We start from the raw sequence: 24,006 nt of genomic DNA on the forward strand, positions 1-24,006 counted from the left end.
ATGTTAGCCAATATCTGCACCGGAGCCATTAAAGGCATAGAGGGGTTTGAAGTCCGCGTGGAAGTGGACCTTGCCCCCGGCTTGCCCAATTTGGCGGTAGTCGGCCTGCCCGATGTAGAAGTGCGCGAAAGCAAAGAAAGAGTCAACGCCGCTGTACGCAACAGCGGTTTTGATTTTCCGAGCAAACGTGTTACCGTCAATTTAAGCCCCGCCGAACGGCGTAAAAGCGGCACCCATTTTGACTTACCGATGGCACTGGGTATCTTAGTCGCCAGCGACCAACTTTCTCCGGCCGCCATAGACAAATTAAAAAATTTTTTAGTGCTGGGAGAACTGGCCTTAGACGGGTCGTTGCGTCCGTGCGCGGGCGTGCTACCCATGCTGATTTCCTGCCAAAAACTGGGCAAAACGGCCATTATCCCCCCGCAAAACGTGTTGGAAGGACAAGTATCTTCCGCCCCGTTTATTACGCCACACACATTGCGCGAACTGGTAGATTATTTGGAAGGAAGAGCAGACGAAAATGCCGTCAAAATCAATTTTATCCCGCAAGAAGAATCAGCCCCGCAAACCGAACTTGATTTTTCCGATGTCAAAGGCCAAGCCCTTGCCAAACGCGCCTTAGAAATTGCCGCCGCAGGCGGACATAACGTGCTGATGATCGGGTTGCCCGGTACGGGTAAAAGCATGCTCGCCAAACGTTTCCCCGGTATCTTACCGCCGCTTACGCAAGAGGAAGCGTTGGAAATTACGAAGATTTATTCCATTTGCAATTTAATGGGAAAAAGCAAACTCTTAACCCAACGTCCGTTTCGCGATCCGCACCACACCATTTCCGATGTGGCGTTAATCGGCGGCGGTTCTAACCCGCGCCCGGGTGAAGTGTCGCTGGCGCACAACGGCGTTCTCTTTTTAGACGAATTTGCCGAATTTTCCCGCTCGTCCTTAGAAGTTTTACGCGAGCCCTTAGAAAACGGACAAGTTACTATTTCCCGCGCCAAAGAAACCGTTTCGTATCCGGCCCGTTTTACGCTCGTAGCCGCCATGAACCCGTGCCCGTGCGGTAATTTGGGTAATCCCTTAAAACCGTGTACGTGTACGCCTATGCAAATCAACCGCTACAAATCGCGCATTTCGGGGCCGCTCTTGGACCGTATTGATTTAACCGTCAATTTAAACCCGGTTAAATACACCGATTGGAATAAACAAAGCGAGGGCGAAACTTCGGCCCAGATTAGAGAACGTGTCTTAAAAGCGCGTGAAATTCAGCGCAAACGCTTTGCGGGCACCAACACAACCGCCAATGCGTTTATGTCGGCCAAACAGCTTAAAGAATTTTGCCCGCTACCGGCGGGAGCAGACGCTATTTTAGAGGCCGCCATGCGTAAATTCGGCTTAAGTGCACGCAGTTTAGATAAAATTTTGAAAACAGCCCGCACCATTGCCGATTTAGAGGGCTCTGCCAACATTGAAACAAAACATCTGGTGGAAGTGATGCAATACCGTCCGCTGGACCGCAAAGGAGTGGCTGACGTATGAACCCGTCTATTTCTTCGGCTGAACGCTTGGCCCGTATCCAATTAAACGCATTTTTATATTTGCGTGCCGATTGGTTGGAACGGCTGATAGAAATTTTCGGCTCGGCCCAAGAAATTCTGCGTCAAGACGCTAAAACGCTGTCGCAAGAAGCCAATTTAAACCCCGATACCGCCGCCAAACTTCTGCAAGCCGCTTTCTCTGTTAATCCGCAAGAGGAGTGGGATAAAACTGCCAAACTAAACGGTCATATTTACGTGCCGGAAGATGATGAATATCCGCAATCTTTACGTAACTGCAAGGAAGCCCCGTTGGCTATTTATGTACTGGGGAAATTACCGCCGGACGAACATGCGTGCGTAGCCATGGTAGGTACGCGCAAAATTACGCCCTACGGCCGGCGCGTAGCCCGCAAATTGGGCGAAGAACTGGCAAGTGCGGGTGTAACCATTGTCAGCGGGCTCGCCCGCGGCATTGATAGTGAAGCGCATGCCGCGGCCGTGCGCCTTAAAAAACCGACGGTTGCCGTTATCGGTACCGGTATCGGGCGGTGCTATCCGGCCGAAAACCGTGCCTTGGAAAAGGCCTTACTAGAACACGGCGGCGCGGTGGTATCCGAACTGCCCTTTAACAGCCCGCCCAACGCATTTCATTTTCCGCGCAGAAACCGCATTATTGCGGCGTTATCACAACCCGTTGTCGTCGTAGAAGGCGAAGTTAAATCGGGCGCGCTAATTACCGCCAAACTCGCTTTGGAAATGGGAAAAGACGTTTTAGCCGTGCCCGGCCCGATAGACAGCCCGCAGTCCGGCGGCCCCAATTCGCTTACCCGGCAAGGGGCGGGGGTTGTAACTTCCGTCGCAGATATACTAGACTATATACCACAGCAGTCGCGCTTTGGGTTGGACACGCGTTTCTTTGAACATGCCACCCAAACGCCGGATAAACCGCAAGAAACATTAACGCCGCGCCAACAACAGGTAATGCAAATTATCGGCACGGGTTCTTGCAGTTTGGACCAAGTGGCCGAATCGTTAGGCGCAGATGTGCCCGAAACGGCCGGACTGTTATTTGAACTGGAAGTACAGGGCTTTTTAGCGTGTGAGAACGGCCTGTACAGTAAAAGCAAATTTTAAACTGATAAGGAAGTGAATTATGGCAACGAATATCAAAGGGAAAAAACTTGTCATTGTGGAGTCTCCCACCAAACAAAAAACGATCAGCAAAATTTTAGGTAATGACTTTTTAGTGCGCAGCTCGTTCGGGCACGTGCGTGATTTGCCCCAGCACGATATGGGGGTGGATATTGACAATAACTTTACCCCCACGTACGAACCCGTCCCCCGGGCCAAAAAAATGCTCCCGGAGCTTAACGCGGCGGCTAAAAACGCGCCGGAAATTTACCTCGCTACCGACCCTGACCGCGAGGGGGAAGCGATCGCGTGGCACTTGGTAGAATTATTAAAACTGCCCAAAGAGCGTTACCAACGTATTTTCTTTCACGAAATTACTCCGGCCGCTATCAAAGAATCGTTTTCGCATGCACGTAAAATTGACGAAAACCTCGTCAATGCCCAACAGGCGCGGCGCATTTTGGACCGCATCGTCGGTTACAAATTATCCCCCCTCTTGTGGAAAAAAATTACCCGCGGCCTCTCTGCCGGACGGGTACAATCGGTAGCGGTACGGTTACTGGCCGAACGCGCCAAAGAAATTAAAGATTTTAAAGAGCAAGACTATTGGACCCTCTCCGCACAATTTGAAAAACCGAATACGGCTCCTAAATTTTGGGCGCGCGTAACCAAATGGCAAGGCAAAAACATAGAACAAACTACTACCTACCATTTATTTGCCGAAGACTATAAAGTCAAAAATACCGTTTTTGATAACGAGGCCAAATTAGCCCCCTTGTCCGAAGTATTGCGCAAAGGGCCTAACACGGTTGTTAAAGTAGAGAAAAAAGAAGTCAAACAAAAACCAAAACCGCCTTTTATCACGAGCTCCTTACAACAAGACGCTTATAATAAACTCGGGTTTTCTTCCCAAAAAACGATGATGACGGCCCAAACGCTTTACGAAGGTATTGACGTAGAAGGTCAAACCGTCGGCTTGATTACCTATATGCGTACGGACTCGTTTAATGTATCTAAATTGTTGCAAGAACAAACGAAAAAATTTATCGGCGAAAAATACGGTGCGCAATTCGTGCCCGCCAAACAACCCATTTACAAAAGCAAAGTAATGGGCGCGCAGGAAGCACACGAATCTATCCACCCGACCGATGTGCGCCGCACGCCGCAAAACTTAAAACCGTTTTTAACGTCCGACCAATACAAACTCTATGAACTCATCTGGCTTCGCTTTGTGGCCAGCCAAATGGCAGATGCCGTTTTTAATACCGTAGCCATTGACATTGCCGCCGGCGACGAGAAAACGTGTCTGTTGCGCGCCAACGGCCGCACCGTTAAATTCCCCGGCTACTTATCCATTTACAAAGACCAAGACGAAGAAGAAAATAACGAAGAAAGCACCAGCGCGCTTCTTCCCGTGCTCGCAGAAGGCGACACGCTTAACTTGTTAGACATCAGCTCCAAAGCGCACAAAACGACTCCGCCACCGTGCTACAACGAAGCCAGTTTAATTAAAACGCTTGAAAAACACGGTATCGGCCGTCCGTCCACCTACGCGCCAACGATTAAAACCATTTTGGACCGTAAATATATTGCCCGCCAACCCAAAACCAGTAAGCTCATTGCTACGGATCTGGGGATCACGGTAACGGAAAGCTTAAAAGGGTTTTTCAAAGAGATTATGGACCTATCCTATACCGCCGACGTGGAAGAAAAATTAGACGAAGTCGCCGAAGGCGGACAAAAATGGGTAAAACTGTTATCCGATTTTTACGTCAATTTCAAGCGCGAACTGGACGAAGCCGATAAAGGCATGCAACGCCCGGCCGCGCAACCCACCGAGGAAAAATGCCCCGTCTGCGGTAAATTTATGCTTAAAAAACGCAGCCGCTTTGGGGAATATCTCGTGTGTAGCGACGAAACCTGCAAAGGCAAAATCAATCTTTCCAGCTCCGGCGAAAAAGTCGCCCCCGAACCAACTAATGAAGTGTGCGACAAATGCGGCTCGCCGATGGTTATTCGCACCGGACGGCGCGGCAAATTCATGGCGTGCTCGGCCTACCCGAAATGCAAAAACACCTACTCTGTGGACGCCGAGGGCAAAAAAGTCGCCTCTACCGGGCCGATCGTTACGGACCGCTTGTGCGAAAAATGCGGCAAGCCGTTTGTATTACGTTCTTCGCGCCGCGGGGAATTTTTGGGTTGTTCGGGTTATCCTAAATGCAAAACTATCGTTACGGTAACGCCGGAAGAAATCGCCCAGATCAAAGCCGCACACGAAGCTAAACAGAAAAAGAATTAGAGGGTTATCCCGTGGAAGAATGGGTGGACGCTTTTTTACTTCAGTTGCAAAATAAAAATTTCTCCCCGATGACTATAAAAAGTTACCGGGCAGACTTGGAGGAGTTTTTATCTTTTTGCGCCCAACGAAATATCCGGGAAGTATCCCAATTCTCATCCACCAATATCCGCTCGTTTCTGGCCGCGTTGCAAACGCAAAAAAATCCGTCCCGCAACACCATGTTGCGCAAGATTGCCTCGCTGCGCAGTTTTGCCGCCTATTTATTGGAGCAAGGCGAATTATTGCGAAACCCGTTTAAATTACTGCCGGCTCCCAAACGCCAAAAAATCTTACCCAAATTTTTGACTGTGCCGGAAACAGAGCAACTCTTAGATACCGCCGCCCATACCAAAATGGCCCCGCGCGACCGCGCCTTATTTGAATTGATGTACTCAAGCGGTCTGCGCCGCAGTGAAGTAGTGGGGCTCAAAATAAGCGATGTAGATTTTTTTAACGGTATTGTTAAAGTGTTTGGGAAAGGGTCTAAAGAACGTTTAGTACCGGTAACCGATGAGGCGTTGGCAGCTATCAAAGATTATTTGGCGTGCCGTAAAAACCCACAATCACAAGAAGCACTTTTCCTCAACCGTAACGGCAAACCCTTAACGGGCGACGGGCTTGCGTACATCTTTAAAAATACGGCTATCGCGGCGCATTTAGTGCGCAAAGTAACGCCGCACAGTTTGCGACACTCGTTTGCTACGCACTTACTTAATAACGGGTGCGATTTACGCAGTTTGCAGGAAATGCTGGGCCACAAAAGTTTGGCGGCTACCCAAGTTTATACCCATGTGTCTGTTGAAAAATTAAAAAGCGTGTATCAACACGCACATCCGAAGTGTAAGGAGTAAAAATGATTGGGGTAGGTATTGATATTGGCGGAACATTTGTTAAATTATTCGTCTTAAACGAACAAGGGCAGACGTTGCGCATGGATAAAATTGAAACCGATTATAGCAAAGGATCTGCGGGTTTTATTGACCAACTGGCGGGTTTTATCAACCGTTTCAAACAAGAATATGCCGGACAACCGTTAGCCGTAGCGGTGGGAGCCCCGGGGGATGTAGATAACAAAAACGGCATTTTGCGCTACAACCCCAATTTAAAATTTACCGATGTAGATGCTTGGCCGATTGCTAAGCAACTCTACGAAAAAACAGGCATTTTGCCCCGCGTCGCCAACGACGCTACGCTCGCCGCTTGGGGCGTTTATGAAACCGATTTACACCGTCAAGGCACTAACGTGCTCGTGGTAACCCTAGGCACGGGCGTTGGCGGCGGACTAATTTTAAACAAGGAATTGTACCAAGGTTCCAACGGCACAGCCGGCGAAATCGGGCATATGAAAATTGCCGATACCGCTACCGGCCCGTTGTGCGGGTGCGGCATGCGCGGTTGTTTGGAAGCGTTTGTAGGAACTATCGGCATTAAACGGCGCGTGTTAGAGGCAGTAAAAAAAGAGCCGCAAAGCCAACTGGCACAACTTGTTCAAAAAGAAGAAGATTTTAAAATTGAAGTCGTCTTTCAAGCGGCCGAAAAGGGATGCCCCGTAGCACTTAAAATTTGGGAAGATACCGGCTATTATTTGGGAATCGGTATTGCTAACTTTGTACTCATGATAGACGTAGATACCGTAGTGCTTACGGGGGGTGTATCGGGGGCGGCTGCTTACTTTATGCCCGCATTAAAACGCGTACTGGAAAAACAAACTTTTAAAACCCCGTTTAAACAATTAAAATTATTAGTATCCCAAAATCCCCATGTAGGAGGAGTCGGCGCGGCACTGTACGCAATTCGTCACGCCAAAAACCCACGTTAAATTATGCGTAAGAGTTGGTTTTTTATCCTCGGATTATTTCCCCTTGTTTCGTTGCACGCGCAGGAGCGTACGCTCCCGATGCCGGACGGGGACGGCTTCGTTTATTTCTCAGCCGATAAAGCCACCGTGGAGCCGCAAACTAAAAAATTAAATCTGACCGGAGACGTCTTACTCATTCAAAAAACGCCGGACGGCAAAAAGCGCACGCTTACCGGGGAAAATATTACTTACGATCAACAAAATACTACCATTTCTTCCGTCGGGCCTATTGTAGTAGAGGATGGTTTAGGCAGCGTGATACGGGCTAACAATTTATCGGTTAACTACACAACTAAAGATTTCAAGGCCGACACCATAACTACCGAATATCCCCCCTTGCGCGTATTAGGCGCAAAAGAAATTTCTTCCCAAAACGGCAAATACACGTTACGCAAAGCCGAAATTACGTGCTGTGATTGCGAGGACCCGCATTATACTATTTCCGCCGGAAAAGTAACCGTTTCGCCGCAAAAACGCGTGTTCGGCACCAACGCTGTCCTCAAGTTAGACGGTTTCCCGGTGATGTATTTGCCGGTATTTTGGCGTTCTATGGATTCGCAAAAACCGTGGACCACGTACGTAGATTTTACGCAAAGTAACAAAGTCGGTTTTGGGATATTAACCTCTTCGGTATTTAAACCCGTATTTGGGTTGCGGCCTGTTTTAAACGTGGACTATTACACGAAATCGGGCCTTGGGCTCGGCGGCGGCCTGACAGCGGTTACGTCTCCCACATTGCGCGGAAGTGCCGAGTATTATTATATCAACGATAAAAATGCAGACGAGTTTAACTTGGCCGAAACAAAACGCTGGGGCCTGCAAGGCGGATACTGGTGGGAAATGTATGATTCGTCCGACCATTTGAACAATGAAACCGGCGCGCTCTACCAACTGCAAACACAGTTCCGCAAAGTGTCCGACCCGTACTTCAACGATTCGTTCTTCCGCAGTAACCCCTATATTTTCATGCCGGACCAAGAAACCAACCTGGCCCTGTCACGCCAAACACGGCGCACAACGCTGCGTGTAAATTACCAGGAAAAAGAAATCTTTGCGTGGAACAAACAAAAATTCATGGCTGAAAAACGCGTCCTGCCGGAAATCAAATATATGGTGTTGCCGTTTAATGACCCACTACTAAAATTATCCCACCGCTTTGAGGTGGACGTAAACAACACCTCGCGCTTGCAATACCGGAACAATCAACCCGATGAAGAAGGCCCCTACCAACGTCAGGGCCATGCGCGTTGGACCACGGAAAAATCTATACGCATGGGCCGCTACGTTACTTTTTTACCCAGCGCCTTTTACGATCAAAAAGTTACTTTTGACGATAATAACTACCAAGAAAAAGATGCGTGGGTAGGCCGTGTGGGAACAGATTTAAATTTACAGACGCATGCGTTTCTCGGAACAACCAATTTAGGTTACCAGTTTACCAAACGGCTCTCCACCGGCACGCTGTCGTCGGATCACTTATCGCCCGATAAAGGATTGGAACGCAACCGCGTATATATCAACCACTATTATCGCCCCACGTTTAATACCCACATACGCTTAACCGCCGGGTTTAATTTATCTGACTATACCTACGATTTATCCACCGGTATCGGGCGGGCAATTACGTGGGAACACCTCAAAGAACGCATAGAACCTTTCTTGGCAGAGTGGGGCTACAACGCACCGGACGGCTCTTTTAATTTTTTCATTCAGGACCAATATGACCTTGTCAAAAAAAATATCAGCTTTATTGCCCAATCACACTTCAACATCAAGGGCCAACAAATCGGACTCGGCCTCAATAACTTTGCCGATTACACCGACCCCAGCTCGCTGTATACTACAAACGCAGACCGCTATACCGTAACCACCACATGGGGATTGCGCCCCGCCAGCAAAAAATGGCTGTTAGATTTGGGAATAGATGCCTCGTTTTACCGCGGGCACACAACTACGTTTAATAAAATGCTCCGCCTGGCGCGTGATTTCCACGATGCCCGCTTAGATTTTACAATACGTAACCGCAACAAAAACTTGTCGTTTGCGCTACGTTTTACCATTTTGTGCGGCAATAAAAACCGTGAAAATGAAACTTTGCCCGAAGATACCTATATGTACCCATGGCGTCAACCGGGTGATTTAAGAGATTAACAGGAGAAAAAAATGAATTACCCTTACGTTGGTTTTTTTAGACGGGCCGTAGCTTTTCTGTTGGACATTTTACTCGTAGGGCTGTTGCCTACGCTTTTGTGTGCACCGCTGTTTTCCTCCCAGAACGCATTGTTATTGCAATTACCGGCAAGCCCTCTTAAAGACGAGGCCATTACCTCTTTGATAGTAGGATGTTCGCTCTTGTGGCAAGTATTATTTTTAATCATCTATTGGCTCTACTTTGCTTTTTGCGAAAGCAGCCGCAAACAAGCCACTCTGGGCAAACGCTTACTGGGCATAAAAGTAATTGACCAACGCGGGCGACGGATCCGTTTTGGCCGTGCCACGGCGCGGACCGTTGCGCGGTTTTTTATGCAATTTACGGCTTACATTGGGTTTGTCATGGCCGGATGTACCCGCCGAAAACGCGCCTTGCATGATATGATCGTACAAACATACGTGGTGCGCAAAGATTTCAAACCCACCGACGAACTACCCGATACGCCGGGCCACCCGGTATGGTTGGTACTGTGGAGTGTGCTTTTGGTAAGCTTTGCGCTCCTAAGCGTGATCGCTAATTCTATTCCGGACATGGACGAACAAGAAATTATGCCCGAAGCGGCCGTTGCTTCCGCACAAACGAGCGTCCCTCCCGAACAAGCACTCACGCCGGACTTCCCCACACAACCGGACCGTTTTGTCGCACAAGCCCAAACCCGTTTACAGGAATTGGCACGCACGCAAGCAGCTGTTCCTTCCGGCGTACAACCAGACGGCAACCGCTATTTCCGTCATGCCGACGGCTACCGCGCCCTACTGGCTAACTCTATGACACTGTTTATCCCTAACGGACAAACGGAAGTTTGTTGTGAGGAAGATATCCAAGAATCGTGCAGAAAAGCCGGGCTGACAGTTTGCAATAAATAAAATCTTATTCTGACAAAACGCAAAAGCGGCAGACATTTTGTCTGCCGCTTTTTTGCACGTCCCCGCAAACTAACACGAAGCCCCCTTTGCAAAAGATAACATCATACGCAATCAGAGGTTTGAGGCCTTATGCCTGCCCCCGGCAAGGGGGTTGACAAATCAAAAAAAAAAACGATAATAAGGGTAGTCGTTTTTTACGGCCACAACCAAAAAGGAGATTTTTTTATGGAAAACAGTAAATATAAAAATATGTCATTCCCGCAGGTCTTTGGCGGGAATCTTCCTCTTTCGGAGTTGTTATTAAAAAAAGAAAAACAACCTTGTTTTATGCAGAAAGTGGAAGATCCCCAACAGAAACTCTTGGGGATGACACCTAATTTTACGTCGGGTTTACACCCGACCTACAACTACCGGGCCATTGTCGGGCTTACACCCGACCTATATGCAAAGCAACGCGGCTTTACACTCATTGAACTATTAGTCGTTGTCCTCATTATCGGCATACTTGCCGCCGTAGCATTACCCAAATACCAAGTGGCTGTAATGAAAACACATTACGCCACGTTAAAAAACATGGCTAAAAAAATGGCAGAAGCACAAGAAACGTATCATCTGGCAAACGGCACCTACGCTGCTGATTTTGACGAATTATCCATAGATATAGGGGGCTCGTATTATGGGGCAGGCACCCACGATGCCCAGAAATTTCCTTGGGGGCATTGTAATATTGCCCCCTCCTATTGTCAATGTTCCTATCAGGATAAAATGTTTTTTCGTATTTTTTATTCAGACGGAAGTCAGCGTTGCGGCGCCCGTCCTAATTTAGTCATAGAAACTCAAGTGTGCAAACAGGAAACGGGCTTAAATGCGCCGTCGTACCCCGCCTCTCCGACGGAAGCATGGTACGATTATCAATAAAAAGTTTGTCCTATTGATTTCCTGCCAAACTAACCCAATTAACCGGGCCGAAAAATTTGCCGTACGCGTTGACCCGTACCTTAAAAAGTTAGTATCATTGTATGGTAGAAATACAAATCTAACTACGGAGAAACACATGAAAAACTTACTACAAGTTGTTTTAGTTTTCGCCTTGGCCGCCGGTTTGACCGCCTGCAAAAAGAACGTCAAAGACGATGCCAATGCCGATCTTACCGCCGGTACCAACGGTGCCGAAATGGTAATTACCGATACGAACGTGGAAACCACCGATACCACCGTGCCGACGCAAGAAATTGCGTTAGGTGCCGTTTACTTCGGTTTGGATAAAGCCACCCTTACGGCAGATGCCCGCAAAATCGTAGAAGCCAATGCCCAAGCCATCAAATCGGCCGCCGCGCTTGCTTCCTACCGCATTACCATTGAAGGCAACTGCGACGATAGAGGCACCACCTCTTACAACATCGCCTTAGGTCAAAAACGCGCCGAAGAACTCAAAGCCAACTATGTCCGCTTGGGCATTCCGGCTGCGAACATTGAAACCGTTTCCTACGGTGAAGAAAAACCCGTCTGCACGGCTGCTACCCAAGAATGCTGGGCTAAAAACCGCCGCGCCGATACGCTCTTAAGCGTTAAATAAGCTGTTTTGGCAAGGAGCCCGAACACACATGAAAAACGTTACTAAACTTATTTTTATGGCCGGTTCGGGCTTTTTGCTGTCCGGCTGTGTCGCCAGCCAGAGCGACATGAGTACGCTGAAGTTACAACTCCAAGAACTTAACCGTACAATCGTCCAAATGCAAGCTAACCAAGCCGAACTCGCCGGGAAAATGGACGAATTAAACCAAAATCTGTCCGTGTCTAATGAGAATTTTTCTCAGATGGACGAGCAACTCTCTAAATTTTCTACCAAATTAGACGATATCGCCGCCTCGGTAACTTCCCGTCCGGCGGAAAAACCGGCACCGGCCGCGGTGTCGCCTTCTGAATTATTTGCCGAGGCCAAAGGGCATTTTGATAAAGGCATTTATGAGCCCGCCGCCGCCGGATTTAAAATCTATATCAACCAATACCCCAACGGTGAAAACGCAGAAGAAGCGTATATGCTTATGGGCGATTCATACGTGGCATTAGGCAAAACTAAATCGGCCGCGGTGGCGTATGCCAAATTGTTGCAACAATTTCCTAAGGGCAAACAAGTGCCCGCCGCGCGCCTTAAATACGCGCGCAGTATTGTTCCGCTTGGCAAAACCGACGAAGCCAAAAAATATTTAAACTCTATCGTGCGGCAATATCCTTCCGCGCCGGAAGCAAAACTGGCCAAAGAAGAATTGGCCAAACTCAAATAATTGGCTATGAAAAAAATACTTTCTTTAGCGGTTTGTGTGGCCGCAATTTTGTGCGTAGTCGCGCCGTCTTTCAGCGCACCTAAGACCGATGTATACATTGGTATTACGTCGGTAGGGGATAAACATTTGCCGGCAATCGGTATGCCCGCGTTTACCGCCGATTCCCAAAGCCACGAAGCCGCCGAACTCGTGCACGATACGCTCCGCGCCGATTTATTATTTGCGCGTTATTTTGATGTCAAAGAAGACGGCCCGGACTTTAACGCCCAGAAACTCAGCAAAACGATGACCGCATGGGCCAAAGCCAAAGCCAGCTATTTGCTCGCAGGCGAAGTATCCTACGCCGAGCCGTATTACACGATTAAAATTTACGTGTACGATTTATCTACACGCAAAGCGGTTTTCCCTAAAGCGTTCAAAGGCACGAAAAGCAGTTTGCGCCGTCTGGCGCACATCGCGGCGGACCAAATCACACACGCGCTAACCGGCAAACGCGGTATTGCCGACACAAAAATTGCCTTTGCTAATAACTCCACCAAACACAAAGAAATTTACATGGTGGACTACGACGGCGAAAACATGCAAAAGCTTACCAACGACCGCAGCATCGCGCTTTTGCCGCGCTGGTCCAAAGACGGACGTATTTATTACACTACCTATAAATACCGCAACCCGGATATTTTTGCAATTGATTTAAAAGCCGGCAAAATTGCCCCGGTCATTATCCGCGGCGGCTTGTCTTTAATCGGCGGCGTATCGCCGGACGGAAAAGCGCTCGTGTTTACGTCTTCGGGCGGGTCTAACCCGAGCATTTACATTTACAATTTGGAAACCCACACCAAGCAACGCATTACCAATAAGGCGTCGGTGGACGGCTCGCCGTCTTACTCGCCCGACGGAAAATACATTACGTTTGTGTCTAACCGCGCGGGCAATCCGCAAATTTATGTAATGGAACTGGCTACCGGGCAGACGCGGGCCCTAACCAAAAATTTCAACTGGTCCGATAGCCCCCAATGGTCGCCTACCGGGGAGTGGATCGTATTTTCCGGACGCGAAGCGCCGTATCATCCGATGGACATTTTCCTCGTTGATTTAACCGGCACGCAACTGCGCCGCTTAACAACTGACGCGGGATCTAACGAAGACCCGACGTGGTCGCCCGACGGACGTTTTATTGCGTTTACCACCACGCGCAACGGCAAACGGCAGTTGTATTTAATGGATATGGACGGCAGTGCGCCGCACTTACTGGCCGACCTGCCGGGCGATTCGTTTACGCCTCACTGGAGTTTCTAAAACAACCTTGTTAATTATAGCCCGCTTCTTTGTGAAGCGGGCTTTTTATCGTTGGCGTATCCGCCCGATAGGGTACTGTTAGGTCCTTTTGTTCAAAGCCGCCCCTTGAGTGCTGTTTATAAAAAGCGCCAAATCGGAAAAGAAAATTTACATGTTTGAGCGTAGCGAGTTTGTAAATTTTCCCGATTTGTCTGCTTTTTATAGCACACCGGGGCGGCGGTCTTTTGCGAGCTTTTCTGCCGTCAGAAAAGCGGAAAGGGGCTTGACAAATCAAAAAAAAAAACGATAATAAAGGGACGCAAAAAATATATCAAATAATACGTCATGTTGAATCGCGGCCCTTACTGCTTGGCCGCGCCCCGAAAAGTTTTTGTTCGGGGTCTGGTCAATGGGTTTCAGCATCTCACCTTGTTGCCGTTTTAGAAAGCGGTGAGATCCCGGATCAAGTCCGGGATGACAGCATTATTGATATTGAAGGAGCAAACAATATGAAAAACAAACAAGCATTTACGCTTATAGAATTATTAGTAGTGGTACTCATCATTGGTATTTTAGCGGCGGTAGCGTTGCCGCAATATCAAAAAGCGGTGGACAAAAGCCGGTTTTCTAATCTTATGAATATCACCAACGCGATTGCCCAAGCCAACGAAGTGTATTATTTGGCTAACGGACGGTATGCTACGAATTTTGACGAACTAGCAATAGATGTTCCGGGCATCCATATTAACGGTTACGACGCCACTTTTGACTGGGGTATGTGCAGACTAGCCGCCCAACAAGAAGTGATTTGCTTTGCCACCACCCAGTTACAAAATGCTTATACGGTTTACTACACTCATAGTTCCGACGCTAACCGGGGAGCACATACGTATTGTGTCAGTTTGACAGATGAAGCGGGCTCCCGGTTTGACAAAGTCTGCTCCTCGCTAGGAACCTTTAAAATGTCCGCCACTTGTAACCACGGGACAGGAAATATTCCTTGCCGCATGTACACGATGAAATAAATAACACACTCTCTCTTTTATATTCCGCATTCCAACTTTGCGGAATGACGAAAAGAGAGAGTGTGCTTATGGAACTTACGAACAGTAATTTTATCCTAGCAACTTCGCCAAGATTTGGCTAATCACACGCGGGTTGGCCTTGCCTTTGCTCAACTTCATCACGCCACCCACAAGCGCGCCGATAGCGGCTTTGTTACCTTTTTGGTAATCGGCCACGGCTTTGGGGTTGGCGGCAATAGCTTCTTTGGCCCACGTTTCCAGTTGGCCTTCGTCGGTTACTTGCACCATGCCGCGCTTAGCGATGATGTCCGCGGCTTTGCCGCCGTGGGCGTAAATTTCGTCAAATACTTCGCGCGCTTGTTTGCGGTTGATCTTCCCGCCCTCTACAAACTCCAACAGTTCCGCCAGTTGCGCCGCGGAAATGGGCGAGTTTTCAATTTCTTTTTTCTCAGCATGGAGCATACCTAAAAGATCGGTTTGTATCCAGTTGGACGCCGTTTTCAAAGATACTTTACCGCTTTTGGTAACCGTTTCAAAATAGTCGGCAATTTCGCGCGAACTGGTCAGCACGCCCGCATCATAGGCAGACAGCCCCGCTTTCATAAACCGCGCCTCTTTGCTAGACGGCATTTCGGGCATATTGTTTTTGACGTTGGCTAACCACTCGTCGGACAAAACAACCGGCGGCAAGTCCGGCTCCGGGAAATAGCGGTAGTCAAGCGCGTCTTCTTTGGAGCGCATCGGGCGCGAAACACACTCTACTTTATCCCACAACCGCGTTTCCTGTTTGACTTGGCCGCCCGCGTTTAACACTTCGGTTTGGCGGTTGATTTCGTAAATCAGCGCATCGCGCACCGCTTTAAACGAGTTTAAGTTTTTCAGTTCCGTGCGCGTGCCGAATTTTTCTTGCCCCACCGGGCGCAAAGACACGTTGACATCTACGCGCAGTTCGCCTTTTTCCATATCGCAGTTGGACGCCCCCACCCAGCGCATAATGCGTTTGATCTCGGTTAAATACGCATACGCCTCGTCCGGCGAGCGCATATCGGGCATAGACACAATTTCCAAAAGCGGACTGCCTGAGCGGTTAAAATCTACCTCAGAGTGGTCTGCAAAGTGCGACGACTTTGCCGCGTCCTCTTCCAAATGCGCGTGGTGAATGCCGATGCGCTTTTTTTGCAAATTATCCTTGGGGCCAAACGTAATTTCCACATACCCCGCGCCGTTAATCGGCTCGTCAAATTGGGTAATTTGGTATCCTTTGGGCAAGTCCGGGTAGAAATAATGTTTGCGCGAGAACGTAGATTTTTGATTCGTCACGCAGTTAAGCCCCAGTCCGGCACGCACGGCAAGCGTCAGCGCGCCTTCGGTAATCACCGGCATAGTACCGGGGTGTCCTAAACAAATCGGGCAAACAGCAGTGTTGGGTTTGGTGTCTTCCCCTACACCGTTGGGGCACGAGCAAAACAGTTTTGTTTTGCTGGCCAGTTGGACGTGAATTTCAAGTCCGATAACGGGTTCAAATTGAGTGGTCACAATAAAGCTCTCCTAAATTATTATAATACTAAATATGATAAACTTTTTTAAACCCACTTCCTACCGTAGCGCAGCCGCATTGGCGGTGGGAGCTACGGCTTTATGGAAAGGGATTTCATTTATCAATGCGCTTTTGTTGGCGGCCTATTTCGGCGCAAGCCGGGCAACCGATTTGTATTTTTACCTTATTTTAACCACAGGTGTGGCGTGGTTTTTTGTGCAACGGTTAAATGCCGCCGTTATCATCCCGCACGCCATGGCGTTGGAGGCAACCGCACCGCACGGTGGCCGGGCGTTACTCAACGGCTACTTGTATGTTTACGTCATTTTGGCCGTACTTTTAATCGGGCTTGGCTTTTGTTGGCCCGTGCAAAGTATTGCCTTATTTTCCCGTTTTTCCACAGCGTATTTGGAAACGCAACGCACGCTTATTTCGTGGGCCTTTGTGTTCTTTGCTTTACAGATTTTGACGACTTACCAGTTAGCTATTTTGGAAATGCACAAACGGTTTGCAACTGCCCTTTTCACGCCGCTAAATGCGCTCATGCCGCTACTTTTTTTGCTCTGTCTCGGGCGCACGCACGGTGTAATCAGCATGCTCTACGGGTTTGTGGTTTCGTATGCGGTGCAAGTGATTTTATATAGCATCATGCTTAAAAAAGAATTGGGGTGGACACTTACCCGCGGAGAAATTTACCACTCTGCCGCGTTTGCCAAAAACCTCATCAGCAACCAGTGCATGGAACTGGCCAATATCGTTAGCGGCGTATTGCCGCTGTATTTGCTGAGCGGGTTAGGCACGGGCGTAGTAAGTGCCTTAAATTACGCGCGGCAACTTTCCGATTCTTCTACCGAAGTATTTACGTTGCGCGTTACCAATGTGTCCAAAATTCAACTGACCGAACTGGCCGCCCGAAACGATTGGCCCGCTTTTAATAAGGCCTACAATACCACGCATTTTGCGTTGTGGTTTTTGCTTACGCCGCTGAGTGTATTTTCCGTTGTCTACGCGCCGGAAATTATCACGCTGTTTTTTTCACGCGGTGCATTTTCCGCAACAGACGCACGCGAATCGGCCGCGTTTTTACGCCCGTTGTTGGGGCTGGTGTGGCTGATGGTGCCGATACTCATGCAAAGCAATATCGTCGCCGCGACGCGTAAACTAAAAGAGTTTTTCCCTTACGCCTTAGCGGGTATTTTGTTATTTATTGTGAGCGTACCTTTTACCGTAAATGTATGGGGCGCACTGGCGTATCCGTACACGCAACTGGTATGCTGCGCCGCGGGCCAATTTATCAACTGGATGTTCCTGCGCAAATATTTGCCCGGTTTTTACATCAAACCCGCTTTCACAGACGGGTTACGTTTGGTAGGTTTTAATTTAATTTCGCTCGTGCCCGCTATATTATGCACCCATTTTTTGGCGGGACAAACCGCGTGGGTGGTTTTGCTAGTGGGCGGTTTGATATATGTAGCGGTACTGGCGGCGTTGACTTATTACAGCGGCGATTTCAAACGCTTTTTGCAAGTAGCATCTTCACACAACCCTTCGTAAGCATCTATGTAATTGGATAAAGAAAACCGCTCTGTGACCTCACGCGCACGTTCACTTAACGCGCGGCGCTTTTCATCCCCTTTCATCAAAACAGCTAATGCGTTAGCAAAAGCCGCAATATCGTCCTGCGGCACTAATAAACCGTCTACCCCGTGGCGCACAATAACGTCCGGCCCGGTGCAATTAAAACTGACCACAGGCACCCCCGCCGCCATTGCTTCTAACAGCACCATGGGAAAACCCTCCGTCCGCGAGGACATCGCCAACAAATCCGCGTGTTGATATACCGCTTGCAGGCCTTTAATGGGAGCAACTAACGCCGCACTGGCAGAGATGTTTAACTCGGCAATTTGCGTGCGAAGTGCTTGTTCGTCCGGTCCGGCTCCGACAATTGCTAAGCGCCATTGGGGAAAATTACTGGTGATTGTATACCACGCACGAAGCAGGCGCTCAAACCCTTTTTGGGCCACCAAACGTCCCACGGCAATCACGTATTTTTTATCAGTTTGCATAAAAGCCGGGCGGGGCAGTTTGTCGTGCGAACACGGCAACGCCGGGTTGTAAATAACAACGGGTTTCCACGACGGATGATTGTTTCGGATAAATTCCAAATCGCGCTTAGACAATACGGCTACGCGCGAGGCGCGGCTTAAAAAATAATCGCGTAAAAGTTGCCACTTGCGCGAAAAAGGCGTATGCCGCACATCTAAATGATCGGCGTAAATATACGGCACGCGCAAAAGTAAAGCGGCGGCTAACACATTAACCGCCATAAAACTAATGACCACTTCGGGCCGCGTGCGGCGCAAGGCGCGTGTCATGCGTACCAGACGCAAAAAACCGCCCAATACGCCCACACTTTTAAAGGGCGGCAAGTGGATGCGCTCGCGACGAACGCATGCGGGCAGGGTATAAAAATCGGGGGTAGAGGTGTCCAGTGTTAAGAGTGTAACTTGGTGACCGCGGCCAGCTAAACCCTCACACAGATACGTCATTACACGCTCTGCGCCGCCGCCGCCCAATGTACTGATGACACACGTGATACGCATGATGAGTGCGATTACGAAATAAGTTCTTCTACACCGCGCAAGAACGCTTCAAACGGGTGTTTGTCTTTGTGCTTGCTGGCTTCTACGGCCATTTCCACGCGTTTGCCCCAGTTGACCATCATGTCATCTAAAGCAACCGTAAACGGCTCTTCTTCGCCGGCATTGACGATAATGCCGTTTACGCCATTGGTAACAAGCGACGTAACCGCGCCCGATTCACATGCCACACAAGGCAATTTGCTGGCCATAGCGTCTAACAAAATATCGGCTACCGACGGATTTAACGCCGGATAGGCAAAGATATCGGCATTACGCAGCAAGCTGTACACATCGCTTTTGGCGGGGACGATTTCCGTACTGGCTTGTAAATTATTTTTGGTGATAAATTTTTGCAGTGCGGCTTTTTGCGTGCCGTCACCCACAATGGTTAAATGCCATGTTTTATGCGCGGGAGCCAAGCGCGACCACGTTTTAAGTAATGTATCAAAACCGCTTTCTTTGGTAAGCGGCCCGACGGCTAATACGTTATTTTCTTTTTTAAAGCAAGCGGGTTTGTTGTAGTTGTAATGTTCCACCCAAACGGCCGGCTCGGTTACACGAAGCGCATTGGGACCGTAAAGTTTTTTGTTAAGCGGCTTGTCGCTATCACCCAATACTAATACGCGTTTGGCTTTTTGTAATAACGCCTTTTTGGTTTTAACGGGTTTATCCTCTTTAAAATTTTCGTACTCTACGTAAATAAAAGGCAGTTTGGCCAGTTCCGCGCTCTCGCACGCGCGCAAATTCATCAGCGAAATAACCATTTGCGTATTAGACTTAGCAAACATCCCCGCCAGCGTTTTGGTCGTTGTCAATGCGGTATATTCTTTAAGCGGCACTTGCGTAAATACATTGCCTTTACCCTTGGGAGCGAGCACTTGTACCGCGTGCCCTTGCGCAACCAGATTTTCAGCCAATTTGACGCCTAAACGCGCCGCAGAAATTTTTTTGTTACCACCCACACATACTGTAATATTCATTGGTATTTCTCCTTACTAAAAACTCTTTATTTTATTGTACATAAAAAGAGGCCCGGCTTGCTTAGAGGACAAAAAAACCGCCCTTTCGGGCGGCCGGTATATGTATGCAAAATTGCGGGGGTTGGATTTGAACCAACGATCTCAAGGTTATGGGCCTTGCGAGATACCGGGCTTCTCTACCCCGCAAAGTTATTATAGCAAATTGAGATGAACTGACGCAAATTCACACGTAAAAACAAGGGAATAAAAGCACCGTTTATGAAATTCCACATTACAAAAACATCCAAACAAACGCATACAGAGGTTTGAGGCCTTATGCCTGCCCCCGGCAAGGGAGCGTTGCAGAATAACACAAAGTCCCCCTTGCAAAAGATAACATCATCTGCTTACAGAGGTTTGAGACCTTATGCCTGCCCCCGGCAAGGGGGTTGACAAATCAAAAAAAAAAACGATAATAAAGGGACGCAAAAAACAAAGGAGATTTTATGAACAGCAAAAATAGTTTTTTGTCCTCGCCCCTTGCGGGAGGTGCTCGCCGCACGGGCAAAAGTGAGGGGTATATAAAGGAAAATACTTATTTAAACCCCCTCATCGGTTTTGAGTACTTATTGAATTATTAGTGGTGGTGTTAATTATCGGTATTTTAGCCGCGGTAGCGTTGCCGCAGTATCAGAAAGCGGTCTTAAAGGCCCGAGTGGCTCAAGTTATACCTATAGTACGGGCCGTAGCCGATGCGCAACAAGTATATTTTTTAGCAAACGGCACCTATGCCACCACGACGGAAGAATTAGATATAGACTTTACCTGCCCCGAAGGGTGGACGTGCTTGGTGGGCAAAGATACCAGCTCTGATGCCCCCGGCTCTTACAACAAAATTCAATTGAACCATTCTGTTTCCGATGTACGAATTATTGACTATTACGGAGCCCCTCGTAGTGGCACGATACTAGAGGCTACCAATGCTCAAAACAGGATGTATTGTTGGGCTCCGACCAGCAAGCCATTAGCAGTTTCGGTCTGCAAATCGTTTGGCCCTAAGTTGGACGAAGGCAGCACGTACGTCCGTTATTTTATTCAGTAATTTTTCTAGATACACCAAGACGGGAGTTTTAATAGTTTGTCTTGATTTGTCAGATTCTATTTATTAGAAATTGGCAGATTTTGGAAAATTGTTTATCGGTAACACGCAAACACTCCTCTAGGACACAGCGAGATCCTGAAGTCTATTTATAGACCCCGTATACCAACCCTACGGGGCGCGGCCAAGCGGTAAAGGCCGCGGTTCAGGATGACGTCCTAGAGGAGTGTGCGTGCTTATAGAAGTTAACAAGGCCGTTTTCAAATCAGCGCGATAAGAACGCAGGACAACACCCGGTTTGACAATTCGCCACGAGCGAAAGGGACGGACCGCCGCCCCAAGAATAACTTTGTAGAAGAGAAGATGATTTTTCAGATTTGAGGAAAATTTGCGGGATTTAGGCGGCCGCATAGGCGTAGCGGTAGCTACGTCAAGGCCGCGAGACCGCAAATTTGCCCAAATGTGGAAAATTGTATCGCAGGAACACGACATGAGGGCACAACGATTCGTTGTGCCCGCGTGCGTGCTTATAGAAGTTAACAAGGCCGTTACGCTATTTATACATAGGATAAAAATAGATGCCCATATACACCGGGTTATCCACAAACCCCTTTACTTGTTTATTCATCGCCCACAACCCGGTCGGGTGGACGGTATAAATCTGCATGGCGTCTTCGTGCATTAAATTATGTACGGCTTTATACAGTGCGTTGCGTTTGGCTTGGTTGGTTTCCGCAACGGCTTGTTCAATCAGCACGTCTACCGCCGGATTGCTGTACCCTTGCGAGAGCGCATACCGTCCTTGGCTATGCAAGAACGGGAAATAGAAATTGTGCGCGTCTGCGTAATCGGCCACCCACCCGCGGGCCCACATCGGCATTTGGCGGCGGGCTGTTTTTTCTAGGAACGCCGGCCACGTTACCCCGCGCAAATCAATTTGAAATTTGGGGTTTAATTTTTCCACGTTGCGTTTTAAAATCTCGCTCGCAATTTGGCGCATTTCGCCGCTGGTGTTATACGTAATGGTAAATTTAAATCCTTTTTCCCACACTTGGCCGCCCCACGCTTTTTTGAAGTGTTCTTCGGCTTTTTTCAAATCAAACGTGTAGTGTTTAAAATCGTTATCATATTTAACAAGTCCCGCCGGAGCCGGCCCGAGTGCCATTTCCGCGCGGCCCTCCATGGACTCGTTTAAAAATGCCTCATAATCAAACGCATATTCAAAACCTTTGCGAAGGTCCTTATCACTAAAGAAATCAGCCGGGATGCCTTGCCCGTCCAATTTACCGGACCCCACATCAGGGTTGGCTTCCATGTTAATATCAAGCGTAAAGAAAATCACCGGATCGGTGCGCAAACGCGGCAAATTGTCATACAAATCAATGGTGGTGCTGTCTTTGAGTTGCGAGATAAACTTGGGCGACAGCTCTGCCACATCCGCATCGCCGGATTCCAACATCAAGCGCAACGTGCTTGCTTCGTCCACGGTCATCATCAAAATGGTTTTGAGTTTCGGCGCACCCTCAAAATAATTTTCGTTGGCGGTTAACGTCAAGCGTTTGGCGGCAACATCCCACCGGGCTACTTGAAACGGCCCCGTGCCGTTGGTTTTATCAAAAAGAGGGTCATTGTCTTTGGCAAAGTTATTAAATTGTTTCCACGTTTCTTCACGGCCGTCCCACGCACCTTGTTCTACCGCCCACGATTTACTCATTACGTATCCCCACCGCGCCAAAATATATAAAAACGGCGCAAACGGGCGTTTGAGCGTGATGACCACGTTATTTCCGTCCACGCGCACGGCGTTGGCGGCGTCTTGGTAGTTAATGATAATTTCGCCTTTATCGTTGCGGGTAGAAGAAACGCCTAAAACCGGCTCTAAGAGCAAACTGGACGGACCGCCGGAGATATCGGAAAGTAAAAAACGCAAAATAGAATAGCGTACATCTTCGGGTGTTAAATCGCGCCCGTCGTGAAATTTTACCCCTTGCCGGATCGGGAACGTATACGTGCGGCCGTCTTGCGAAATGAGTCCGTTTTCTTTGGTAGGCACTTGGGTAGCGAGCGAGGGCAGTAGTTCTGTTAGCGAACTGCCGTTAAATTTAAGTAGCGTATCATAGACGTTGATCAGCATTCCGTGTGTAACGCCGTCGTAGGAATAAACGGGATCTAAGGACTCCATTTCGCCTTTATGCGCCACGATCAGCGTATCGGACGCGGTTTGTTTGGCGCACGCGCCAAGCAGTAAAACTGCACTTAATAAAAATAATAATTTTTTCATCGTCTCCTCAAAATGTACGCCGCCCCTTTTTTGTTATTGAGCCACGCACGCGCAAAAGGTTTAGCATCATACTCGCGCAACACGTGCGCAACGGTCTGGCCGGCCGGGTCGGCCACTAACACTTTCCCTTCGCGGTAGCCGCAAATAAGCACTAAATGCCCCTCGGTCTGGCTTTGGACCGCATTGGGAAGTTCATTTTCGCCGTAGGCAATACTGGCCACAATCAGTGCGTTGGGGGTACAGTATTTTTCCAACTCACTAAGCGAACTAAACCGCCAGAAATGTACATCTAACCCTTGTTGCGACGCATACGCCGTATTAAAAAACCAGTTACCGAAAATATCCGCCGCCGGGTCATATACATTTTGCAACACTTTGCTAAGCACAATCGGACGGCCTAACGCGCTCAAAGCCATACAAAGTGCCGTAGGGCTGCAAATACGCATTTTATCCGGCAAATCTTGCTCTTTTTGGGAAATCGGCCATACCTTGGCCGAAAACGCCCCGGACGGCAGACGGGTTGCCTTTTCTTCATCGTATTTAAACGGATCACGCACCCCGCTCGTTCCGATAGATAAAAGCGGAACTTCTCCTTCCATCCGCACCCGTAACCGATAATAACGCATGGGTTTAACAAGTACTAATTCGTCTATTTTTACGATACCCCATTCGTTAGCTTGATCGGGGAAACTTTGCTGAAATGTTTCCGACACAAGCCCTAATTTGAAAAACGGACTCCAACGTTTGCCGTTGGGACTTACTTGCACTTCTAACAACACACAACCGTCAAAGAAAACGCCCAAATTGGCCGATAAAACAAGCGAAGAAAATTCAAACGGAGCTTTTTGCGGATACGAAATGGCGGCGCGGATACCGTCTACCGATGTGTAACTTTCCACATCGGCAGAGGTGTGAATTTTATTAAAAACAGATGAAGAGTCCGTAGTGCCAATCATA

General features: G+C 48.5%; 19 protein-coding genes and 1 tRNA gene. 14 read left to right on the forward strand and 6 right to left on the reverse strand.

All coding sequences use genetic code 11. From position 1 onward, the window contains the following. From ACQY2W_RS03385 to ACQY2W_RS03440, 12 genes are all read left to right on the forward strand, one after another. Window positions 1–1,539: a YifB family Mg chelatase-like AAA ATPase gene (locus ACQY2W_RS03385; RefSeq protein WP_428049382.1), complete on the forward strand. Its 1,539-nt coding sequence runs from the start codon at window positions 1–3 to the stop codon at window positions 1,537–1,539. Then, window positions 1,536–2,672, forward strand: coding sequence for a DNA-processing protein DprA (dprA, locus tag ACQY2W_RS03390; RefSeq protein ID WP_428049384.1), 1,137 nt, complete (start codon window positions 1,536–1,538; stop codon window positions 2,670–2,672). The genes ACQY2W_RS03385 and dprA overlap by 4 nt, the downstream gene beginning before the upstream one ends. 19 nt (window positions 2,673–2,691) lie before the next feature. Next, a complete protein-coding gene (topA, locus tag ACQY2W_RS03395; protein WP_428049386.1) occupies window positions 2,692–4,968 on the forward strand; it encodes a type I DNA topoisomerase in 2,277 nt (758 codons plus the stop codon). 23 nt (window positions 4,969–4,991) lie between these two features. Then, complete coding sequence (gene xerA / locus ACQY2W_RS03400) at window positions 4,992–5,858, forward strand: site-specific tyrosine recombinase/integron integrase (protein ID WP_428049438.1); 867 nt, start codon at window positions 4,992–4,994, stop codon at window positions 5,856–5,858. A 2-nt stretch (window positions 5,859–5,860) separates the two neighbouring features. Beyond that, a complete protein-coding gene (locus ACQY2W_RS03405) occupies window positions 5,861–6,826 on the forward strand; it encodes an ROK family protein (RefSeq protein WP_428049388.1) in 966 nt (321 codons plus the stop codon). A gap of 3 nt (window positions 6,827–6,829) precedes the next feature. After that, window positions 6,830–9,016: an LPS export ABC transporter periplasmic protein LptC gene (lptC, locus tag ACQY2W_RS03410; RefSeq protein ID WP_428049390.1), complete on the forward strand. Its 2,187-nt coding sequence runs from the start codon at window positions 6,830–6,832 to the stop codon at window positions 9,014–9,016. Between the two features lie 12 nt (window positions 9,017–9,028). Beyond that, the gene (locus ACQY2W_RS03415) at window positions 9,029–9,943 is read left to right on the forward strand and encodes an RDD family protein (protein ID WP_428049392.1); all 915 of its coding nucleotides are present in this window, start codon (window positions 9,029–9,031) and stop codon (window positions 9,941–9,943) included. A 225-nt stretch (window positions 9,944–10,168) separates the two neighbouring features. Further along, window positions 10,169–10,861, forward strand: a complete 693-nt coding sequence (locus ACQY2W_RS03420; RefSeq protein ID WP_428049394.1) for a type IV pilin protein — start codon at window positions 10,169–10,171, stop codon at window positions 10,859–10,861. A gap of 136 nt (window positions 10,862–10,997) precedes the next feature. Beyond that, window positions 10,998–11,519 carry an OmpA family protein gene (locus tag ACQY2W_RS03425; RefSeq protein WP_428049396.1) on the forward strand — a complete coding sequence of 174 codons (522 nt, stop codon included), beginning with the start codon at window positions 10,998–11,000 and terminating at the stop codon, window positions 11,517–11,519. Window positions 11,520–11,547: 28 nt separating this feature from the next. After that, a complete protein-coding gene (gene ybgF / locus ACQY2W_RS03430) occupies window positions 11,548–12,228 on the forward strand; it encodes a tol-pal system protein YbgF (protein WP_428049398.1) in 681 nt (226 codons plus the stop codon). Between the two features lie 6 nt (window positions 12,229–12,234). Continuing rightward, a complete protein-coding gene (locus ACQY2W_RS03435) occupies window positions 12,235–13,527 on the forward strand; it encodes a DUF5050 domain-containing protein (RefSeq protein WP_428049400.1) in 1,293 nt (430 codons plus the stop codon). 488 nt (window positions 13,528–14,015) lie between these two features. Further along, window positions 14,016–14,531, forward strand: a complete 516-nt coding sequence (locus tag ACQY2W_RS03440; protein WP_428049402.1) for a type IV pilin protein — start codon at window positions 14,016–14,018, stop codon at window positions 14,529–14,531. A gap of 90 nt (window positions 14,532–14,621) precedes the next feature. Here the strand turns inward: ACQY2W_RS03440 and gatB are convergent, their stop codons facing one another. Then, window positions 14,622–16,067, reverse strand: a complete 1,446-nt coding sequence (gene gatB, locus ACQY2W_RS03445; RefSeq protein WP_428049404.1) for an Asp-tRNA(Asn)/Glu-tRNA(Gln) amidotransferase subunit GatB — start codon at window positions 16,065–16,067, stop codon at window positions 14,622–14,624. Window positions 16,068–16,101: 34 nt separating this feature from the next. On the opposite strand from gatB, the gene ACQY2W_RS03450 reads away from it, so the two are divergent. After that, a complete protein-coding gene (locus ACQY2W_RS03450) occupies window positions 16,102–17,622 on the forward strand; it encodes a lipid II flippase MurJ (protein WP_428049406.1) in 1,521 nt (506 codons plus the stop codon). On the opposite strand, the gene ACQY2W_RS03455 is transcribed toward ACQY2W_RS03450, so the two are convergent. From ACQY2W_RS03455 to ACQY2W_RS03465, 3 genes are all read right to left on the reverse strand, one after another. Next, window positions 17,565–18,671, reverse strand: a complete 1,107-nt coding sequence (locus tag ACQY2W_RS03455) for a glycosyltransferase family 4 protein (RefSeq protein ID WP_428049408.1) — start codon at window positions 18,669–18,671, stop codon at window positions 17,565–17,567. The genes ACQY2W_RS03450 and ACQY2W_RS03455 overlap by 58 nt on opposite strands. 11 nt (window positions 18,672–18,682) lie before the next feature. After that, complete coding sequence (locus tag ACQY2W_RS03460; protein ID WP_428049410.1) at window positions 18,683–19,690, reverse strand: glycosyltransferase; 1,008 nt, start codon at window positions 19,688–19,690, stop codon at window positions 18,683–18,685. Window positions 19,691–19,802: 112 nt separating this feature from the next. After that, window positions 19,803–19,876 (reverse strand) — tRNA-Met (locus ACQY2W_RS03465). A 433-nt stretch (window positions 19,877–20,309) separates the two neighbouring features. Between ACQY2W_RS03465 and ACQY2W_RS03470 the strand changes: the two genes are divergently transcribed. Then, the gene (locus tag ACQY2W_RS03470) at window positions 20,310–20,771 is read left to right on the forward strand and encodes a type IV pilin protein (RefSeq protein WP_428049412.1); all 462 of its coding nucleotides are present in this window, start codon (window positions 20,310–20,312) and stop codon (window positions 20,769–20,771) included. A gap of 550 nt (window positions 20,772–21,321) precedes the next feature. Here the strand turns inward: ACQY2W_RS03470 and ACQY2W_RS03475 are convergent. Beyond that, a complete protein-coding gene (locus ACQY2W_RS03475) occupies window positions 21,322–23,049 on the reverse strand; it encodes an ABC transporter substrate-binding protein (RefSeq protein WP_428049414.1) in 1,728 nt (575 codons plus the stop codon). Continuing rightward, complete coding sequence (locus tag ACQY2W_RS03480; RefSeq protein ID WP_428049416.1) at window positions 23,046–24,005, reverse strand: C39 family peptidase; 960 nt, start codon at window positions 24,003–24,005, stop codon at window positions 23,046–23,048. Before ACQY2W_RS03480 ends, ACQY2W_RS03475 begins: the two co-directional genes overlap by 4 nt. Window position 24,006: the final 1 nt, after the last annotated feature.

It is taken from the genome of Candidatus Avelusimicrobium caledoniensis (genome assembly GCF_902756455.1).
In the GTDB taxonomy this organism is placed as follows: Bacteria; Elusimicrobiota; Elusimicrobia; order Elusimicrobiales; family Elusimicrobiaceae; genus Avelusimicrobium; species Avelusimicrobium caledoniense.

Coding starts and splice junctions, on each gene's coding strand:
- ACQY2W_RS03435 (WP_428049400.1), top strand. CDS start 12,235: ATGAAAAAAATACTTTCTTTAGCGGTTTGTGTGGCCGCAATTTTGTGC.
- ACQY2W_RS03425 (WP_428049396.1), top strand. CDS start 10,998: ATGAAAAACTTACTACAAGTTGTTTTAGTTTTCGCCTTGGCCGCCGGT.
- ACQY2W_RS03480 (WP_428049416.1), bottom strand. CDS start 24,005: ATGATTGGCACTACGGACTCTTCATCTGTTTTTAATAAAATTCACACC.
- dprA (WP_428049384.1), top strand. CDS start 1,536: ATGAACCCGTCTATTTCTTCGGCTGAACGCTTGGCCCGTATCCAATTA.
- ACQY2W_RS03415 (WP_428049392.1), top strand. CDS start 9,029: ATGAATTACCCTTACGTTGGTTTTTTTAGACGGGCCGTAGCTTTTCTG.
- lptC (WP_428049390.1), top strand. CDS start 6,830: ATGCGTAAGAGTTGGTTTTTTATCCTCGGATTATTTCCCCTTGTTTCG.
- ACQY2W_RS03450 (WP_428049406.1), top strand. CDS start 16,102: ATGATAAACTTTTTTAAACCCACTTCCTACCGTAGCGCAGCCGCATTG.
- ACQY2W_RS03460 (WP_428049410.1), bottom strand. CDS start 19,690: ATGAATATTACAGTATGTGTGGGTGGTAACAAAAAAATTTCTGCGGCG.
- ybgF (WP_428049398.1), top strand. CDS start 11,548: ATGAAAAACGTTACTAAACTTATTTTTATGGCCGGTTCGGGCTTTTTG.
- ACQY2W_RS03385 (WP_428049382.1), top strand. CDS start 1: ATGTTAGCCAATATCTGCACCGGAGCCATTAAAGGCATAGAGGGGTTT.
- ACQY2W_RS03440 (WP_428049402.1), top strand. CDS start 14,016: ATGAAAAACAAACAAGCATTTACGCTTATAGAATTATTAGTAGTGGTA.
- ACQY2W_RS03455 (WP_428049408.1), bottom strand. CDS start 18,671: ATGCGTATCACGTGTGTCATCAGTACATTGGGCGGCGGCGGCGCAGAG.
- ACQY2W_RS03420 (WP_428049394.1), top strand. CDS start 10,169: ATGGAAAACAGTAAATATAAAAATATGTCATTCCCGCAGGTCTTTGGC.
- ACQY2W_RS03405 (WP_428049388.1), top strand. CDS start 5,861: ATGATTGGGGTAGGTATTGATATTGGCGGAACATTTGTTAAATTATTC.
- topA (WP_428049386.1), top strand. CDS start 2,692: ATGGCAACGAATATCAAAGGGAAAAAACTTGTCATTGTGGAGTCTCCC.
- ACQY2W_RS03475 (WP_428049414.1), bottom strand. CDS start 23,049: ATGAAAAAATTATTATTTTTATTAAGTGCAGTTTTACTGCTTGGCGCG.